This window comes from Youhaiella tibetensis (assembly GCF_008000755.1).
GTDB lineage: Bacteria > Pseudomonadota > Alphaproteobacteria > Rhizobiales > Devosiaceae > Paradevosia > Paradevosia tibetensis.
The window spans coordinates 1,347,739-1,365,486 of record NZ_CP041690.1 but is presented as its reverse complement, the minus strand read 5'-3'; the positions used below and the strand labels follow the sequence as shown (position 1 = coordinate 1,365,486).

Sequence of the window (17,748 nt, the reverse complement as noted above, 5' to 3'; positions counted from 1 at the left end):
CCAGGCTAGAGGTGGCGCGCCCGGGCGTACCACGCCTCGGCAGCCGCACTCACTTCGGCGCGCATCTGCTCGATGTCGAGCGCCAGCAGCTCAAAGCTGGGATAGTGGGTGAGGCCGGCCAGAAGCTCCCTGAAGGCATTCGTCCAGGCTTCCTGCTTGAACGGGTCCATGAGCGCAGCACTCATCACCTGAAGGACCGCAGAATAGAGATCGTGGATCTCGACCAGCCGCGCGCCCTCCGGCACGAGGCCGGTCTCGTCCAGCCGCGTCAGCACTTCACGCGTCGGCGCCTGCGACCGGGCGATCGTGGCCCCTGCGACGAGCTGAGCCGATTGGGCAATGAATTCGAGGTCCACCAGGCCACCCGAGGCGAGCTTGAGATCGAAGGCGTGGCGTGGCTTGCGCTCGCGAGCCATGAGGGCGCGCATCGAGACGACATCGTCGATCACCTTGCCCTTGTCGCGCGGCGCGGCGAGGATGTCCCCGATGGTTTCGCGCACCGAGGCTTCCATGTCGCCGTCACCCACGATCACCCGGGCGCGGCTGAGGGCCAGGTGCTCCCAAGTCCAGGCTTCCTCCATCTGGTAGCGGCGGAAGCCCCCGAGGCCCGTGGCCAGGGGACCCGCGTTGCCGGAGGGGCGCAGGCGCATGTCGGCTTCGTAGAGCACGCCTTCCGAAGTGGGCGCCGTGACGGCGGCGACCAGGCGCTGTGTCAGGCGCGTGAAATAGTGGTTGGTGCTGAGTGGGCGCTCGCCATCGCTCTCCTCGGCGCCGCCGCTGACGTCGTAGAGCATGATGAAGTCGAGGTCGGACGTGACCGTCATTTCGCGGCTGGCCATCTTGCCGAAGCCGAGCAGGGCCGTGCGCGCGCCGGGCACGACGCCATGGCGCTTTTCGAACTCCACCCGCACCGCCTTGAATAGCCGCTGAACCAGCGTTTCGGCGAGGGTGGTGAACTGCTCCCCTGCCCTGGCGGCGGTGACGGTGCCCGAGAGCAGCCCGGCAGAGATCAGGAATTTCTGCTCCTGGCCGATGATGCGGGCGCGGTCGATCACCTCCTCATAAGCGCGGCCTTCCCCCAGGAAGGCATCGACCTTGGAAACCAGGGCCCTGCGGCGCGACACCTCGTTGGCGAAGGCGGGATCGATGAGCCCGTCCATGACGTGCGCCCGGTGGATCACGGCCTCGGCCATGCGCGGCGCCGAGGCCATGAAGGCCACCAGCAGCCGGCGCAACTGCTCGTAGTTGCGCAGCAGCGAGAAGAGCTGCACGCCCGAGGGCAGGCGCGACAGGAAGTTATCGAACCGCGCCAGGGCCTCATCGGCATTGCCGGCGCCGGCAATGGTGCGCAGCAGTGCCGGCAGGAGTTCGGTGAGATGGGCGCGGGCGGCAGAAGCGCGCGTGGCGCCGTAGCCGCCATAATGCCACTTGCGCACTGTCTGGGAGGCCTTGGCGGGGTCTTTGAAGCCGAGCGACGCAAGGGTCTCGAGCGTCGCCGGATCGTCGTCGCTGCCGGTGAAGACGAGGTTGCCCTCGCCCGTTCCAAGCGTCTCGCCCTCGGTGAAGAGTTCGCCATAATAGCCGACGACGAGGTTGAGCGCTTCCCGGTAGCGCCGCTCGAAGGCGGCGGGGTCCCGCTCGCCCATGACCAGTGCGATCGCCGCCACGCCCTCGGGCGTTTCGGGCATCATCTGGGTCTGCTCGTCCCGCAACATCTGCAGCCGGTTCTCGACGGCGCGCAGGAACCAGTAGGTGTCCGTGAGGTCGCTGGCGGTCTTTTCGGAAATCCAGCCGGCGGCCGCGAGCGCGGCGAGCGCCTGGGCGGTGGGGCGCACGCGCAGCGTCTTGTCGCGTCCCCCTGCAATCAATTGCTGGGTCTGGGTGAAGAACTCGATCTCGCGGATGCCGCCGCGGCCGAGCTTGACGTTGTGGCCTTCCACGCGCACGTCGCCAACATTCTTGGAAATGTTGATCTGGCGTTTCATGGCCTGGATGTCGGCGATGGTGGCGAAGTCCAGATGCTTGCGCCAGACATAGGGCGCCATTTCCTTGAGGAAGCTCTCTCCGGCCGCGATGTCGCCGGCACAGGGGCGCGACTTGATCCAGGCGGCGCGCTCCCAGTTCTGCCCGCGCACCTCGTAATAGGCGATGGCGGCATCAAAGGAGATGGCCACGGGGGTCGAGCCGGGGTCGGGGCGCAGGCGCAGGTCCGTGCGGAAGACGTAGCCGTGGGCGGTGCGATCCTGCATCAGCGCCACGAGCCCGCGCACGATGCGGGTATAGAACTTGGTGGCTTCCATCGGGTCGACCAGCACGCCCTTGTCGGGGTCGAAGAAGGCGACGATGTCGATGTCGGACGAGTAGTTGAGTTCGCGCCCACCGTGCTTGCCCAGCGCAAAGAGAGCGAGCCCGGAGGCCGCGGCGGTCGGCTCGACGCCGGGCACGAGGTCGCCCTTGTCGGCGGCCTTGCGCATGAGGAAATCAAGGGAGGCATCGAGAGCCGCGTCAGCCAGGGCCGACAGGGCCGCGGTCGATTGTTCGGTGGACCACGCGCCGCCGACCTCGGCCACGGCGGCCAGTAGCGCCACGCGCCCCTTGGCCTGCCGCAGGGTGGCCGAAAGCTCCTCCTCTTCGGACGCCGCGCGCCCGGCATCGCGGATATTGCCGAGGACGCCCGCAAGTGCGGCATCGGCATCGCCGACGAGAACGCGCGCCAGCCAGCCGGCATGCAACCGGCCGAGATCGAACAGATAGGGTGCCTCGGTGAAAAGGCTCGCCAGCGTCGGCGCGGCAGCCTCGATGGACCCGCGCACGCCGGGCTCGAGGCTCTTGAGCCAATCGGAGAAGGCGGGGTGCGGGACCGGCGGCAAGGGGGCGAGAGCGATCGTCATGGCAATGGGATAGCCGGTGTGGTGGCGGGCGGCAAGCTCGCCCGGAGCCGTCTCAGGCCGGCAGGTCGATCACGGCACGCACGCCGGGATTGTTGTCCTCCAGGCGGAACTCGCCCTTGTGCAGGCGGGCGACGGCGGCGACGAGCGACAGGCCGAGACCCGACCCGGGTTCGGTTCGGCTCTGCTCGAGGCGCACGAAGCGTTCGACCACGCGCGAGCGGTCGGCGGCGGGAATGCCCGGTCCGTTGTCGGCGACCTCCATGAGAACGCGCCCGCCGACCTCGCGTGCGGTGACGGTGATCTTGCCGGAGCTGTCCTCGCCGTTGGCGCGGTAGTACTTCATGGCGTTGTCGACGAGGTTGACCAGCGCCTGGCCGATGAGCTCGCGATTGGCGCGCATGCGGATGCCGGGGGCGACCTCGCTCACGAGCTCCATCCCCTCTTCCTCGGCGACGGGCGCATAGAGCTCGGCCACATCGGCGGCGATGGCGCTGACGTCGATGTCGGCAAAGGCCCCGGAAGGTGCCCCTGCTTCGGCCCGTGCGATCATAAGGAGCGCGTTGAAGGTGCGGATGAGCTTGTCGCTCTCCGAGATGGTCGTCTCGAGTGCCTTGCGCCGGTCCTCCTCGTGGGCGCTATCGCGAAGGGCGGACTCGGCCTGGTTGCGCAGGCGGGTCAGCGGCGTCTTGAGGTCGTGGGCGACGTTGTCGGTCACTTCCTTGAGCCCCTGCATCAGCTGCTCGATGCGGTCGAGCATGGCGTTGAGGCTCGTGGCAAGGCCATCGAACTCGTCGTTGCGCTGCGTGATCGGGATGCGCTCGGAGAGATTGCCGGACATGATCTTGTTGGCGGTGACGTTGATGGAGTCGATCCGCGCCAGCACGCGCCGGGAGTTGATGAGGCCGGCGATGATGGAGAGCAGCACGATGCCGCCGACGCCGTAAAGGAAGCTCTGGAGGATGATCGCGGTAAAGCCGCGCCGCTCCACCACGTCGCGTCCGACCACCAGATGCAGCCCGCTCGAGAGCACGACCGAACGCACCATGGCGTTGCCCTGGGGTGGCGGCGGCTCGGGGGCGTCGGTGCTGTCCGGATCGCCGGGGCGCTGGCGATCGTAGTTGAAAGTATAGGAGCCCGGCTCGAGCAGGACTTCGGGCGGAAGCGTGGTGACGTTGCCCACGATGAGCTGGCCGGTCGGATCGCCGATGAAATAGATGCCTGGGCCCGGCTGGCGCGACAGGCGCTCGACGGCGATGATGGAGGCCCTGAAGCCCTGCCGTTCGTCGATCTTGGTAATCTGGCGGATTTCGCGATCGATGTCGGCGGCCTGTTGCCGCTGGATCTGGATGCTGGACTGGTAGGAGATCACCGCCAGCAGCAGGACCGAGAACACCACGAAGATCAGGACGAAAATCGCGGTGAGCCGAACGGTGGTGGTGCGCCAGAGTTGGGCGAAACGGTTAGTCACGGATCATGTAACCGGCGCCCCTGATCGTCTGCAGCAGGGAGGTGGCATGACCCTTGTCTATCTTGGAGCGCAGGCGCGACATATGCACGTCGATGACGTTGGTCTGGGGGTCGAAATGGTAGTCCCAGACGTTTTCCAGCAGCATCGTGCGGGTCACGACCTTGCCGGCATTCTTCATGAGGTATTCGAGCAGGCGGAATTCGCGCGGCTGGAGCAGGATAACTTCGCCGCCGCGTTCGACCTTGCGCGAGAGCCGGTCGAGCGTGAGATCGCCCACCTGGAAACTGGTCGCCGCCTCGGAGGGGCTGGAACGCCGGGCCAGCACTTCGATGCGGGCCAGCAGTTCGGTGAAGGCGTAGGGCTTGGTGAGATAGTCGTCACCGCCGGCGCGCAGGCCGGTCACGCGGTCGTCGACCTCACCGAGGGCCGAGAGGATGAGCACGGGTGTCTTGTCGTCTTCGGCGCGAAGCGACTCGATGATGGAAAGGCCATCGCGGCGCGGCAGCATGCGGTCGACAACAAGAACGTCGTAGTCCATGCCCGAGGCCATCGCGTAGCCGGTTTCGCCATCGGTGGCATGATGGGTCACGTGCCCGGCTTCGTCCAGTGCCTGGATGAGATAGCTGGCCGCTTCCCGGTCGTCTTCAATCAGCAGAATTTTCATGGGCATAGCCCCATCAGGATTGGGATGCGACCGATATAGGGAGGGTCGGCCCCGGAGAGAAGAACTCCGGGACCGGCATAATCTGCAATTGGTTACTTACCTGCATCCAGCGGCAGGCCGATGAAGCGCGTATTGCCGTCACGGCTGGCCTTGATGAGGGCAGTGCCGCGGCCCGAATCCTTGACGCCCTGGATGGCCTTCTCGAATTCGTCGACCGTGGAGACCTTCTTGTTGTCCACTTCGAGGATCACGTCACCGACGGTGAAGCCCTTGTCGGCCGCCACGCTGCTCGGATCGATGTCCTGGATCAGCATGCCGTCACCGCCCGAATTCGGGACCAGGGTGATGCCGACGCTGGAAGGCTTGGGAGCTTCCGGCTGGGCGGGCTGCTCCTGCTGGGTGGGGGCTGCCTGGTCCTTGAGGGTATCAAGGGTCACGCTGACCTTGTCTTCCTTGCCGTTGCGCCACACGCTCAGCTCGACCTTGGTACCCGGGGTCTTGTTGGCGATGGTGCGCGAGAGCGCCAGGGCGTTGTCGATCGGGGTGCCGTCGACGGCGGTGATGATATCGCCCGAGTTGATGCCGGCCTTCTGGGCCGGGCCACCGTCGCTCGGCTCGGTCACGAGAGCGCCCTTGGCGTTCTTGAGGCCGACGCTGTTGGCGATGTCGTGGGTCACGTCCTGGATCTGGACACCGAGGAAGCCACGGGTCACCGAACCCTTGTCGATGAGCTGCTGGACGATCGGCTTGATGGTGGAAGCGGGAATCGCGAAGGCGATGCCGACATTGCCGCCATTGGGCGAGTAGATGGCAGTGTTCATGCCGACGACCTTGCCCGAAGTATCGAAGGCGGGGCCACCGGAGTTGCCGGTGTTGACCGCAGCGTCGATCTGCAGGAAGTCGCCATAGGACGAGCCACCGATGTCACGGCCGCGGGCCGAGACGATACCGGAGGTGACGGTGCCACCCAGGCCGAACGGGTTACCCACGGCGATGACCCAATCGCCCACGCGGATAGTGTCGGCGGCGAATTCGACGAACGGCAGGTCCTTGCCATCCACCTTGACGACGGCAACGTCGGTCTTCTCATCGGTCCCGATGACCTTGGCCGACATCTCGTCGCCGTTGTCGAAGATCACCGTGACCTTGTCGGCGTTCTTGACCACGTGGTTGTTGGTGACGATGTAGCCGTCGGCGGAAATGACGAAGCCAGAGCCGGCCGCCATGTATTTGCGCGGCGTCGCCGGGCCCTGCTGGCCGAACTGGTTGCCGAACTGGTCGAAGAAGCGCTTCAGCGGATGATCGTCCGGCAGGTCCGGAATCTGGAACTGGAAGTTGCGGCCACCTTGAATGTTCTGGGATGTCGTCTCCTCGCCTTCGACCTGGATCGAGACGACGGCCGGCTTCACGGCGGCTACGAGATCGGCAAAGCTCGGAGCGGCAATCGTGGGCGCAGAGATCTGGGCATTGGCAGTCTGGCTGGTGGCCACGAACGTGGACACGCCACCCAGCCCGACGATGATGGCCAAGGCGGAAGCCCCGACCCAGCGGCGTGCACGGGATATGGTTGTCGAGCGCATTTATATGTTCTCCTAACGGCTCCCCAACAGAATGCGTACGTTATGGAGGACCCGATATTTCCGGCATGTTTCGCTAGGATTACAAGTTGGTAAGGCTCGCGGCAGGAATTGGAAAGGTTCGCGGCGGGAATTTGGGTGGGCCGGATTCCCATCCGTTTTGCCCCACCGCGACTGCCGGCCGACTTGCATCGAACCTTCTATAACGCCCTGACGGCGCTCAATGTTCCTGGCGTTCTTCGAGCCGGTCGAGGGCAGCCTGCTCCTCGGCGGTCAGGGCAGCCGGCATCGGGGCGCGCCGCCGGCGAATCCCTACGACCACGGCAATGATCCCGGCAATGAGCAGTAAGGGTGCGGCAATCCATAAGACGAGCGTGTGCAGCCCCAGGACCGGCTGCAACAGCACGAACTCGCCGTAGCGCGCGACGACGTAGTCGCGTACCTGCTCGTCGGTATCGCCGGCCACCAGCCGTTCGCGCACGATCACGCGCAGGTCGTGCGCGAGGTCGGCGTCGCTGTCCTCGATGGATTGATTCTGGCAGACGAGGCAGCGCAGGCCCGCCGAAATGTCGCGCGCCCGCGCCTCGAGCACCGGATCGCTGAGGATTTCGCTCGGGTTGAGCGCCATGGCGGCGCTTCCCATCGCGAAGACGATCGCCAGGGCGACGAAGAAGCGCCTCATTGGGCCGCCTCGAGCGCGGGGGTGCGGCGCGGCTTGGGCACCCCGACCCGCAGGCGCCGGTCGCTCAGCGACAGGAACCCGGCACCTGACATCAGCAGTGCGCCCAGCCAGATCAGCGTCACATAGGGCTTGAACCAGACACGCAGCACGTGACGGCCGGCCGCCTCGTCTTCACCCAGTTGCAGGTAGAGCTGGGAGAACCCGTAGGTCTGGATCGACGCCTCGGTGGTCGGCTGCCCGCTGGCGATGTAGGTGCGGCGCTCGGCAACCGCGTCGCGCTTGCCGCCATTGGGCGCGGTGATGACGAACTCGCCATGGTCGGCCGTGTAGTTCGGGCCCGGCACATCCTCGTCGAGCTTGACGAGCTGGACCTGGTAGCCGTTGAGCGTCACCGTCTCGCCGGTACCGACGGTGGTGATGAGTTCGCTCTGCCAGGCGGTCGTCACCACGATGCCGATGACCGTCACGCCGAGGCCGAAATGGCCGAGGGCGGTCGAAAAGGCGGTGCGCGGCAGGCCCTTGAGGCGGCGCCAGCTCTCTGCGAGCGGAATGCGGCCGAGCTTGGAGCGGTCGACGAGTTCGGCGATGGCGCCGAACATCACCCAGAAGCCCAGCAGCAGCCCGAGCGGGGCCAGCGACACATGGGCGCCGGTGGCCGTGAAGAGCGCGATGGCGGCGACCAGCGCCAGCACGGCGGCACCGGCCAGGCGCTGCGTCACCGCGACGAGATCGCCGCGCTTCCAGGCCAGGAAAGGCCCGAACGGCACGAGGATGAGCAGCGGTACCATCAGGGTGCCGAAGGTGAGATCGAAGAACGGGGCGCCCACCGAGATAGTACGGCCCGTAAGCGCATCGAGCACCAGCGGATAAAGCGTTCCCACCAGCACCGCCCCCAGACCCGTCGCCAGGAAGAGGTTGTTGAGCACCAGCGCCCCTTCCTTGGAGATCGGAGCGAAGAGGCCGCCCTGCCGCAGGGACGAGGCGCGCATCGCAAAGAGTGTGAAGGCGCCGCCGATGAAAGCGGCGAGGATGGCGAGGATCACGAGGCCCCGCGTCGGATCGGAAGCAAAGGAGTGCACCGAGGTGAGCACGCCCGAACGCACGAGGAAAGTGCCGAGCAGCGAGAAGGAGAAGGTGATGATGGACAGGAAGATCGTCCAGACCTTGAGCGCATTGCGCTTCTCCATCACCAGCGCCGAGTGCAGGAGCGCGGTGCCGGCAAGCCAGGGCATGAAGCTGGCATTTTCGACCGGATCCCAGAACCACCAGCCGCCCCAGCCCAGTTCGTAATAGGCCCAATAGGAGCCCATGGCGATGCCGAGGGTGAGGAACGTCCATGAAAGCATCGTCCACGGGCGCACCCAGCGGGCCCAGGCAGCGTCGATGCGGCCCGAGATCAGTGCCGCGATGGCGAAGGAGAAGCAGATCGAGAAGCCCACATAGCCCGTGTAGAGGAGCGGCGGATGCACCGCGAGGCCGAAGTCCTGGAGGATCGGGTTGAGATCCTTGCCCTCGAACGGCGCCGGGTCCAGCCGGGCAAAGGCATTGGAGGTGAAGAGCGCAAAGCCGGTGAAGGCGGCAACCAGGAGGCTTTGGGTGGCCAGCACCAGGTTGAGCAGGTCCTTTGGGAGCTTGCGACCGAACATGGCGACCGCCGCCCCGAAGGCGACGAGGATCAGGATCCAGAGGACGATCGAGCCCTCATGGTTCCCCCAGACGCTGGTGACCTTGTAGAGCAGCGGCTGGAGCGAGTGCGAATTGTTGTAGGCCAGCAGCAGCGAGAAATCCGAGGTGACGAAGGCCTGGATCAGCGCGGCAAAGCTCGCCGCGATCAGCAGGAACTGCAGGATCGCAGCCTGGCGCAGGAACGTCGTCACCCGCCCCTCGTTGCGCCAGTAGGCATAGCCCATGACGGTCGAGACGCAGGCGATGGCGAAAGCGAGGATCTGGGCGAAATGGCCGAGTTCGATAGACAAGATCAGCCTCCGCTCAGTGCCTTGAGCGATCCGGCCGGATCGTCAGGCTTCCATTCGCCGCGAGCCTTGAGTTCATCGACGATGCCCTTGGGAATGTAGTTTTCGTCGTGCTTGGCCATGATGTTGGAGGCGGTGAAGGCGCCGTTGGTGCCGATGCTGCCTTCGGCAACCACGCCCTGCCCTTCCCGGAAGAGGTCGGGGAGGATGCCGACATAGCTTACCGTCATCTCGCTCTTGCCGTCCGTCACCACGAAGTCGTTGTCCTGTCCGTTCTTGTGCCAGGTACCGACCTTGACCAAACCGCCCAGGCGTACGGGCGTTCCGGCCGCCACTGCCTTTTCGTGCATTTCGGTCGGCGTATAGAAAAAGACGATCTGGTCGCGCAGCGCCACGAGCACGAGCGTCGTTGCCAGGCCCAGCACCACGGCAAGGCCGCCAATGATCGAGATGCGCTTCTGTTTGCGGGTCATGGCCATGTTTTTACTTTAGTCCTCCTTGCGCAGCGGTCGCGTCAAGCTCGGACCGCTGGCCGGCATCCGGGTAGGCCGCCTTGGCGGCGTCATAGGCGGCCTGCGCTCCGGCGGTATCGCCGAGCACCAGCCGCGAGCGCACCAGGCGTGTCCATTCTTCCAGGGTACCGCCATCCCGCATCAGCCGGGTCGAGAGCCCCTCGACCATCGACTTGATGGTCTCGTCGGACACCGAATCCTGTTGCGCCGGCCCCTCGATCGGCTTGCCCTCGAGCCCGCGCTGGGCGGCAGCCAGCCCTTCCTTGGCGGTGGCGATCCAGGGCTCGGTCCCGGCGGCCGAGTTGATCAGTGCGTTCCACTGTTCCACGGCGCCGGCATAGTCGCCGGTCTGGGTCGCATAGCCCGCCAGGTAGAAGTGGGAGCGCACGTGCTTGGGGTCGAGCCTGGCGGCGTTTTCGAGCAGGGCCAGCGGCTCGCCCGTCATGTCGCCCTTGCTGATCATGAGCAGCGCTTCGGCGAGGTCGGTCTGGCTGTCGGCCGTGGGCGGGGCCAGTTCGTTGACCTTGCGCAGCGCTTTGACGGCGTCTTCGAAACGGCCCATCTGCATGTAGACCGGGGCCAGGACGGTCCAGCCGCGCACATCGTCGGGAGTCTCGGCCAGTTGCGCCTCGATGCGCTTGACGGCGTCATCGACGTTGATGGTCTCTTCGAGCGGCTTTTCGCGCGATGCCAGCGGCTGGCTGGGCAGGCTCGGATTGCCGATCATGGCGTAGCTGCCGAAGGCGATGACGGCCACGCCCAGCACTGCCAGCGGCAGCAGCACGGGGCCGGATGCGCCCGCTTTCTTGCCACCATCCTCGCCCTGCAGGCGAATCAGTTCGCGCGCGAGTTCGGCCTTGGCGGCGGTGCCTTCGGCGTCTCCCAGACGGCCCGAAGCGATATCGGCATTGATTTCAGCCAGTTGCAGCCGGTAATGCTCATCGGTAGCATCGCCTTGTGCAGCCACGGTCGCGTTGACCGTTCGGCCGGCAGCCGCATAGTAAAGTGCGGCGCACGCAATGGCGGTGATCGTGATGGCGAGTATCCAGAATAGCATCAGCGCAGGTTCGTCTCGGTCGGCGACGGTGGCATCTATAGGGCGATTTCGACAAAAAATGCACGCGAACACGTATCCGTGTTGTGGACTGTTTGCCGCAGCGTCGAGAAGCTAGGCACTTATGGGGGCAGACGCTTTCGATTTTGCGATAGTCGGGTCGAGCCCGCTGGCCCTGCTGCTGGCCGGGTTGCTGGCGGCGCGGCACCAGCGCAAGGTGTGCCTCGTGGCCCAGTCGCACGCCGCCTTCCGGCTGCCGACCGGGCTCGATCTTTCGGCTGCCCCCCTCACCCGCCCCGAAACCTGGGCCTTGCTCGCTGCGACAGTGCCCGAAACGGTGCGCCTCCTGGCGCGCGTCGCCGGTAAGCTGGCCTATGACCGCATCGATCCCCTGGTCGTCGCCGAAACCGCTGCCGGACGCGACGCGCTGGGACACGTCCGCCATGTCGCGCTCGGCTTCGGGCACGCCGTTGAGCCGGAGCCCGCATCGTCCGCGCTGCCCGGCGGCGCCGTCGCCAACCGCTTCCGCGATGCCGTGCTGATCAACCGCCCGTTCCTCGAAGCCGCGCTTATCCCGTGGCTGGAATCGGTGGGGGTGCGCCGCCTCGACGTGGCAGATGCTACGGCAGAGTTCACGGTGCTCGCTGACGACGAGGCCGCCCTCGCCCGGGGCTCGCGCCTGCTGCAACCGCAGCCGTCGCTGACGCTCATGACCGAACCCCTGCCGGCATTGCCGGCCCCCGTGATGTCCTTCATCGACCGTGGCCTTGCCATGCGCCAGCTCACGGGCGGCGGCGTCTCGGCTCTTGTCCGGGGCGGAGGTACCAACGCCAACGGCATGGCGGGAGCCGCGCTGGGCGAAAGGGCCCGGCTGGCCGGCCAAGCGCGGTTCCTGGCGGCAGCCACTTCTGATGGCGCGCCGATGCTCGGGCTCTCGGAAGCCAATGTCTTCACCATTGCCGGGCTCGGGATGACCGGGGCGTTTCTCGCCCCCGCGTTAGCCCGGTTCCTGGCTGGAGCCGCGACCACGCAGGAGGCGGCGTGGATCGACGCGCGTTCGCCCCTGGCGGATCGCTCGCTGGTTGCGGAGGCGGCCTCATGAAGGGTCAGCCGAACCGCGTGCAATCCGATGCCGCCCCGCTTGCCGGGACCCAGATCGACAGGGGCGCGCCGCTGCGCTTCACCCTGGATGGACGCGTGGTCAATGGATTTGCGGGCGACACCGTACTAAGCGCCTTGCTGGCTTCGGGCATCGATACTGCCGGCACCCACCAGGGCCATGCCATTGCCCTGAGTGAACGGTTCGCGCCGGCCATTGCTCCGGCTGCCCTGGCCGCCGATCCGTCACGGGCCCTTCCGATGCAAAGAACTCCGGCCCGTGACGGGCTCGAGTTCCGCACGGTCAGCGGGCATCCGAGGCGCGGGTTCCTCGGCCTTCTGCCCCGCAACGACCCCAGCCTCGGCATCAGGTTCGACGATCCGGCGACGCGCACCGTCCCCTGGCGGGATGCTTCGCCGGTCTCGGAGATGGAGGCCGATCTCGTTATCGTCGGGGGCGGCGTGGCGGGCATGTCGGCGGCGGTGGCCGCCGGGCAATCCGGCAGCAGCGTGATCCTCATCGAGCGACGCCAGAACCTGGGCGGGTCGGCCCGACTCTTCGGCTCGGTCGAGGATGAGGAAGCGCCCGATGTCGTCATCGGGCGTCTCGCCAAGGCGCTGGCGCACCTTGCCAATGTCACTGTCCTTACCATGACCGAGGCGCTGGCCGTCTCGCGTCCGGTCGTCCACGCCCACCAGGTCCAGAGCAGCGAGGGCGGACTGACGCCGCGCCGGCTCGCCATTTCGAGCTCCCGCATCATCCTGGCGACCGGAGCGCTCGACCGCCTGCCGGTGTTTTCGGGCAACCGTCTCCCCGGCGTCGTCGGGCTCCTCGAGGCCTTCGACAGGGCCGACCGATTCGGCATCCGGCCAGGTCGGCGCCTCGCGCTCAATACCGCGACCAATCCCGCCTATCGCCTCGCCATGTTGGCGCTCGACAGCGAGGTAGCGGTTGCCAAGATGAGCGACACGCGCCTGCGGCCCCAGTCGCGCTTCATCGAGTTCAGCAAGGCCTATGGCATTCCGCTGTCGTCGGGGCTGGTGCCGCAGAGTGTCGGGGCGCACAGGCATGGCGGGCTGGAAATCCACCTCTCGCTCGAGATGGAAAACTATGCCCGGCCCGAACCGGCCGTGATCGCCGACCAGTTCGTGGTGTCGGGCGGGTGGCAGCCGGCTCTCAATCTCTGGCTTTCGGCGGGCGGCAAGGCGCGTTGGCGTGGCGATACCGCCATGCTCGGCGCAGATGGCCAGATCGACGGCATGGCCATTGCAGGATCCGTCGCCGGCTACCGGAGCCTCTCGGGTTGCGCGCAGAGCGGCATCGCCGCCGTCGCGACGCTTTTCGGGCGCTCCGCGGTCCCGGTCTTCGACATCGAGATCGACCCGATCTACGAATCGCCCGATGCGCCCGCGAGCGTTGTTCCGGCCCGCGCCGAGGACGAAGTCGCCGCCTATCTCGATGACGGCGCGAGCCTTGCCGAGCGGCCGCGGATCGAGCGCCCCTTGCGTCTGAGCCTTCTCAGCCGCAACCGGCGGGCGCCGACGCTTTCCGAATCCGCCCATGCCCTCAGCCTTGGCGATCTGGCGGCCGACATTGCGCTGGGGCTCATTCCCGTCTCGGAGGCAAGCGCGGTCGCCGCCGAGCGCTGCATCGACCCTGCGCCGCTGCCGCAGGCGGATGCGCCGCCGACACGCGAACGCGAGACGCCTTATCCGCACTATCTCAATGAGCGCTTCGGACCCGAGCAGGCCGTGTGGCGCGTCGCCAGCGACGAGCCCCGGCATTTCGAAGCGGGCAACCTTCTTTACCGCAATACCGATGCGGCCGATCCGCTGAGCGCGTGCGGCGTGATCCTGGGTCCGTCGGCCGAGGGCCAGTCGGGCGCCATCGCATTGGTCGCCGATGGCGAGGCCGACAGGCGCCTGGTGCTGCGCGACACGAGTCGGCAGGTCTCGGTGAGGCTGGTCGAAAAGCTCTAGGCGCCGCTGGTCGGGGTCCGGCGCACCGCTGCCTCGCGGGCGCGACGCAGCACGTCGGCATATTCCCGGTTGAAGCGCAGTTCGGCCATCTTGATGCCCGCCTCGAGCCGCTCGCCGGCGACGGCGTCGGCCGGATTGGCCTTGATGGCATCGAGGTTGCGGTTGATGTGGACCTCGAGCGCCTGGCCGACCTGGTTCCAGGTCTGCTCGAACGCTGCGTTGAGGGCCAGCGAGTCGCGGCATTCGCGCACCGTGGCCAGCAGGTAGATGCCGCTGATGGCCGAGAGCATGCGGTCCGAATCGACCCGATCCCCGCTTTCGCGGCGGCGCATGGCCAGGTTGAGGTCGGGCATGATTTCGCGCAGCTTGGGCTCGATGCGGCCGGACACGGCCTTGGTCAGCCCCGCGAGCACCTGGGCCCAGCGGCCCGAGCGGTTGATCTCGACATAGCCGTTGATGGCGCGCACGAGCTTGTGGAAGCGATCGAGGGCGCGGCAGGTCAGGTCGATGTCGGCGAAGGCGCCCATCGGCGAAAGATAGAAGAGCTGGTTCTGCGCGTGCGCGAGCAGCGCGTCGATCAGCGGACCGAAACCGGCACGCGTCACGGCGGCCTCGGAGGGCGCCCCGGCGATGCGGACGACGGCGGCCATAAGCTTGTTGGGATTGGCCATCTGCCCCACGGCCGCCTGCATCAGCAGCGCTGTGGCGCCGTGGTCCTGGAGCGGCATGGCCTGGAGAGCGGCCATGAGTGCGGCCTCATCGGCTGTGGCATTGGTGGCGCGGCCGAAGGCCTTGGCCTTTTCGAGCAGGGCGCGCTGGCGCAGGGCGCTGAGCGCAACCGGCAGGCGCTCGTAGCTTTCCTCGCCGCCGATCTGCATGCGCAGGCGGCGCCCGTCCTCGTTGCCGTCCTTGGCCATGTCCAGCACATCGCGCAGGCGGGCCATGAAGGCGGGCATTATGGGCTCGAATGCGGTCGCGTCGATCAGCACGCCATCGGGCATCAGCATGTCGGGCGCCACGTCGCGCACCATCCACGTCCAGATATGGTCGGCATGCTCGCGCGGCAGCGCCCCATCGAAGAGGAACTCGGCCGGATCTTCGACGATGATGGGGTCGAGAAGGCCGAAGAAAGGCGCGGGTTTGCCCTGCGCTCTCACGGCGGACTTGGCATCGTGTGCCGGCGCATCATGGGTAGATTGCGTGCTGGCTTGTGGCATTGGTCGTGGGGTGGTTGAGGAACTTGCCCCTAACCTACCCCGCGATCGTAAAGAAAATCTCCAATGCCCGGTCGCGTCAGCCGGCGGTGGAAGCGACCGACCAGGTGCCGTTGACTTCGCGACAGGCGGTGCCCTTGCGGACGTAGGGCTTGCCGGCGACGGTGACCGTGTTGGTGAAGTCGCGGCAATCGAGGTTGTTGACCCGCACATAGGGGCCCACGGTGATCGAACCGCTCGAACCCGAACCGCTCCAGGTGCGCGGGGCGCCGGGGCGGCCGAACTGCAGGGCGTAGAACTGGGCGCTCGAGGCGTCGGCCTTTTCCTTCGGGCTCATCAGGGGCAGGACCGCCGGGTCGACATAGGCGTCCACCATGGTGGCGGTCTGGGCGGCGGCGACCTGCTGGGCCGGGCTCGGGCCGGAAAGGATCGGCGCCGTCGCCACCGGGGCGGCGGCCGTAGCCACGGGCTGGCTCACGGGGCCAGTGCTGGAGCAGCCGGCCAGAGCAAGCAGACCGAGGAGCGGAAGAGCGCGAGTGAGCTTTTGCATATTAGTCCCGTTGTACCGCAGGTTTCAGTGCCGCAATGCGGCGGAAGTCCGATCAGTTCCGTCCGGGGCGCGCGGCGGGGAGCCGCAGCTCCGCCTTGAGCCCGCCGAGGTCGGATCGCCCCAATTGCAGCGAACCACCGTAGACGTCAACCAATTCCTTAACGATATCTAAACCCAAACCGCTTCCCGGCGTCTTTTCGTCCAGACGGACACCGCGGCGCAACACTTTGCTCGCCTCTTCCTCGGTCAGGCCCTTGCCGTCGTCCTCGATGCGTACCACCAGCATGGGGGTAGCCTCGCGCCGGTCGGTCACCAGGCTCACGCGCACCTGATCGCTGGCCCATTTGCAGGCGTTGTCGAGCAGGTTGCCCGCCATCTCCTCGAGGTCCCCCTCGTCGCCCCTGAACCAGGGGAGCGAAGCGTCGGGGCGGCGGAAATCGATGGTCCGGTCGGGGTGAAGCTTCTGCATCACGCGCGCCAGTCGGGAGACGAGAATGGCCGCGTCGGCCTTCTTGCCCACAATGGCCGTGCGGGCCGCCAGCCGGGCCCGGTCGAGATAGGCCGAAACGAGCTGGGTCATCTTGTCGGATTCGGAAAGCACGATGCGCGAGAGCCCGTCCTTGGGCGCGGCCGCGGCTTCGTTGCGCAGCACGGCCAGCGGGGTCTTGAGGCCGTGGGCCAGATTGCCCACCTGGTTGCGGGCGCGCTCGATGATCTGGGCGTTGGAATTGAGGAGCTGGTTGACCTCGTCGGCCAGCGGCGCGATCTCGCGGGGGAACTGGCCGGTGACGCTTTCGCTCTCGCCTTCGCGCACGCGCTCGACGGCGGTGCGGAGCTGGTTGATCGGGCGCAGCGCGAAACGGGCGACGATGAAGCTCATGATGGCGAGCATGGCGCCCACCGCGCCCAGCACGATGAGCGCCTGGCTGCGGAAATCGTCCACGAGCTGGAAGATCTCGTCGAGATTGCCCGTCACCAGCACGCGCAGCGGCTGGCCGTTGACGGTGACTTCGCGCTCGTTGACGCGGATCTCGGTGCCGAAATCGTCCTTGGTCGCCTCCGTGCGCTTACTCGTCGCATCGAACGGGGAGGAAATGACCGGGACCTGCATGCTCACCAGTGACGGAGAGAGGTTGAGCACGTTGCCCTGGGGATCGCGGATGGCCCAGTACCAGCCGGAGGCCGGTCGGTCGAAGCGCGGATCGCCCAGGTCGATGGCGTCGCTGCGCGGATCGCCAGCCTCGAGCGTCCTGCCCACCAGGGTCTCGAGGTGGAAATCGAGGGTTTCCGAGAGGCTGGTGTCTAGCGCCTGCGAATAGAGGCCGGACAGCAGGAAGGCCGTTCCGGCCAACGCCACGATCAGCCAGACGGCCGAAAACAGGAAGAGCGACGTCGCGATCGAGCGCTGCGGCATCGGCTATTCGACGATCTGGTAACCCAGCCCGCGCACCGTCTGGATCACCTCCTCGGGCAGCTTCTTGCGCAGCCGGCCCACGAAGACCTCGATGGTGTTGGAATCGCGGTCGAAGTCCTGGTCGTAGAGGTGCTCGGTGAGTTCGGTACGCGAGATCACCTTGCCCTTGTGGTGCATCAGGTAGCTGAGCAGGCGCAGCTCGTGGCTGGTCAGCTTGATGGCCTGGCCATCGACCGTCACCTTGCCCGAACGCACGTCGAGCCGCACCGGGCCGGCGGTGATCTCGTTTGAGGCGTGCCCGGCGGCGCGCCGCACCAGGGCGCGCAGGCGCGCCAGCAGTTCTTCCATGTGGAAAGGCTTGGCGACATAATCGTCGGCGCCGGCATCGATGCCCTGCACCTTGTCGCTCCAGCGGTCGCGGGCGGTCAGCAGCAGCACCGGCATGGTCTTGCCGTCGCGGCGCCACTGCTCGAGCACGGAAAGTCCGTCCATCTGCGGCAGGCCGATGTCCAGGATCACGGCATCGTAGGGCTCGGTGTCGCCCAGGTAATGCCCTTCCTCGCCATCGAAGGCCACGTCGACGGCATATCCGCCATCGATCAGTGCGTCCTTGATCTGCCGATTGAGATTCGTGTCGTCTTCAACCACCAGAATGCGCATGTATCGCCCCG

The 17,748-nt window shown here is 66.7% G+C and carries 14 protein-coding genes; 2 read left to right on the top strand and 12 right to left on the bottom strand.

Translation table 11 applies throughout. From position 1 onward, the window contains the following. Positions 1-5: 5 nt before the first annotated feature. The 8 genes from FNA67_RS06685 to ccmI form a co-directional block, all read right to left on the bottom strand. On the bottom strand, positions 6-2,891 hold the full coding sequence (locus FNA67_RS06685) for a bifunctional [glutamine synthetase] adenylyltransferase/[glutamine synthetase]-adenylyl-L-tyrosine phosphorylase (protein WP_147655479.1): 2,886 nt from the start codon (positions 2,889-2,891) through the stop codon (positions 6-8). 52 nt (positions 2,892-2,943) lie between these two features. Continuing rightward, positions 2,944-4,359 (bottom strand): sensor histidine kinase, encoded by a 1,416-nt coding sequence (locus tag FNA67_RS06680; RefSeq protein WP_049704460.1) that lies wholly within the window; start codon positions 4,357-4,359, stop codon positions 2,944-2,946. After that, entirely contained in the window at positions 4,352-5,023 is a 672-nt protein-coding gene (locus FNA67_RS06675; RefSeq protein WP_147655478.1) for a response regulator transcription factor, read from the bottom strand. The genes FNA67_RS06680 and FNA67_RS06675 overlap by 8 nt, the downstream gene beginning before the upstream one ends. Before the next feature lie 92 nt (positions 5,024-5,115). Continuing rightward, on the bottom strand, positions 5,116-6,603 hold the full coding sequence (locus FNA67_RS06670) for a Do family serine endopeptidase (RefSeq protein ID WP_049704458.1): 1,488 nt from the start codon (positions 6,601-6,603) through the stop codon (positions 5,116-5,118). Between the two features lie 217 nt (positions 6,604-6,820). Next, a complete protein-coding gene (locus FNA67_RS06665; protein ID WP_147655477.1) occupies positions 6,821-7,282 on the bottom strand; it encodes a cytochrome c-type biogenesis protein in 462 nt (153 codons plus the stop codon). Beyond that, complete coding sequence (locus FNA67_RS06660; RefSeq protein ID WP_147655476.1) at positions 7,279-9,258, bottom strand: heme lyase CcmF/NrfE family subunit; 1,980 nt, start codon at positions 9,256-9,258, stop codon at positions 7,279-7,281. Before FNA67_RS06660 ends, FNA67_RS06665 begins: the two co-directional genes overlap by 4 nt. Before the next feature lie 2 nt (positions 9,259-9,260). Beyond that, a complete protein-coding gene (ccmE, locus tag FNA67_RS06655; protein ID WP_147655475.1) occupies positions 9,261-9,728 on the bottom strand; it encodes a cytochrome c maturation protein CcmE in 468 nt (155 codons plus the stop codon). A 10-nt stretch (positions 9,729-9,738) separates the two neighbouring features. Further along, entirely contained in the window at positions 9,739-10,824 is a 1,086-nt protein-coding gene (gene ccmI / locus FNA67_RS06650; RefSeq protein ID WP_147655474.1) for a c-type cytochrome biogenesis protein CcmI, read from the bottom strand. A gap of 121 nt (positions 10,825-10,945) precedes the next feature. On the opposite strand from ccmI, the gene FNA67_RS06645 reads away from it, so the two are divergent. Both FNA67_RS06645 and FNA67_RS06640 read left to right on the top strand, forming a co-directional pair. Continuing rightward, positions 10,946-11,923: an FAD-binding oxidoreductase/lyase gene (locus FNA67_RS06645; protein WP_147655473.1), complete on the top strand. Its 978-nt coding sequence runs from the start codon at positions 10,946-10,948 to the stop codon at positions 11,921-11,923. Then, a complete protein-coding gene (locus FNA67_RS06640; protein WP_147655472.1) occupies positions 11,920-13,899 on the top strand; it encodes an FAD-dependent oxidoreductase in 1,980 nt (659 codons plus the stop codon). Before FNA67_RS06645 ends, FNA67_RS06640 begins: the two co-directional genes overlap by 4 nt. Here the strand turns inward: FNA67_RS06640 and FNA67_RS06635 are convergent. From FNA67_RS06635 to FNA67_RS06620, 4 genes are all read right to left on the bottom strand, one after another. Beyond that, on the bottom strand, positions 13,896-15,056 hold the full coding sequence (locus FNA67_RS06635) for a hypothetical protein (RefSeq protein WP_145976691.1): 1,161 nt from the start codon (positions 15,054-15,056) through the stop codon (positions 13,896-13,898). The genes FNA67_RS06640 and FNA67_RS06635 overlap by 4 nt on opposite strands. A 136-nt stretch (positions 15,057-15,192) precedes the next feature. Further along, positions 15,193-15,663 (bottom strand): hypothetical protein, encoded by a 471-nt coding sequence (locus tag FNA67_RS06630; RefSeq protein ID WP_049704451.1) that lies wholly within the window; start codon positions 15,661-15,663, stop codon positions 15,193-15,195. A gap of 52 nt (positions 15,664-15,715) precedes the next feature. Then, the gene (locus FNA67_RS06625) at positions 15,716-17,077 is read right to left on the bottom strand and encodes a sensor histidine kinase (RefSeq protein WP_147655471.1); all 1,362 of its coding nucleotides are present in this window, start codon (positions 17,075-17,077) and stop codon (positions 15,716-15,718) included. Between the two features lie 3 nt (positions 17,078-17,080). Beyond that, positions 17,081-17,737 (bottom strand): response regulator transcription factor, encoded by a 657-nt coding sequence (locus FNA67_RS06620; RefSeq protein WP_049704449.1) that lies wholly within the window; start codon positions 17,735-17,737, stop codon positions 17,081-17,083. Positions 17,738-17,748 lie beyond the last annotated feature (11 nt).

Coding starts and splice junctions, on each gene's coding strand:
- FNA67_RS06625 (WP_147655471.1), bottom strand. CDS start 17,077: ATGCCGCAGCGCTCGATCGCGACGTCGCTCTTCCTGTTTTCGGCCGTC.
- FNA67_RS06665 (WP_147655477.1), bottom strand. CDS start 7,282: ATGAGGCGCTTCTTCGTCGCCCTGGCGATCGTCTTCGCGATGGGAAGC.
- ccmI (WP_147655474.1), bottom strand. CDS start 10,824: ATGCTATTCTGGATACTCGCCATCACGATCACCGCCATTGCGTGCGCC.
- FNA67_RS06645 (WP_147655473.1), top strand. CDS start 10,946: ATGGGGGCAGACGCTTTCGATTTTGCGATAGTCGGGTCGAGCCCGCTG.
- FNA67_RS06685 (WP_147655479.1), bottom strand. CDS start 2,891: ATGACGATCGCTCTCGCCCCCTTGCCGCCGGTCCCGCACCCCGCCTTC.
- FNA67_RS06630 (WP_049704451.1), bottom strand. CDS start 15,663: ATGCAAAAGCTCACTCGCGCTCTTCCGCTCCTCGGTCTGCTTGCTCTG.
- ccmE (WP_147655475.1), bottom strand. CDS start 9,728: ATGACCCGCAAACAGAAGCGCATCTCGATCATTGGCGGCCTTGCCGTG.
- FNA67_RS06675 (WP_147655478.1), bottom strand. CDS start 5,023: ATGAAAATTCTGCTGATTGAAGACGACCGGGAAGCGGCCAGCTATCTC.
- FNA67_RS06620 (WP_049704449.1), bottom strand. CDS start 17,737: ATGCGCATTCTGGTGGTTGAAGACGACACGAATCTCAATCGGCAGATC.
- FNA67_RS06670 (WP_049704458.1), bottom strand. CDS start 6,603: ATGCGCTCGACAACCATATCCCGTGCACGCCGCTGGGTCGGGGCTTCC.
- FNA67_RS06640 (WP_147655472.1), top strand. CDS start 11,920: ATGAAGGGTCAGCCGAACCGCGTGCAATCCGATGCCGCCCCGCTTGCC.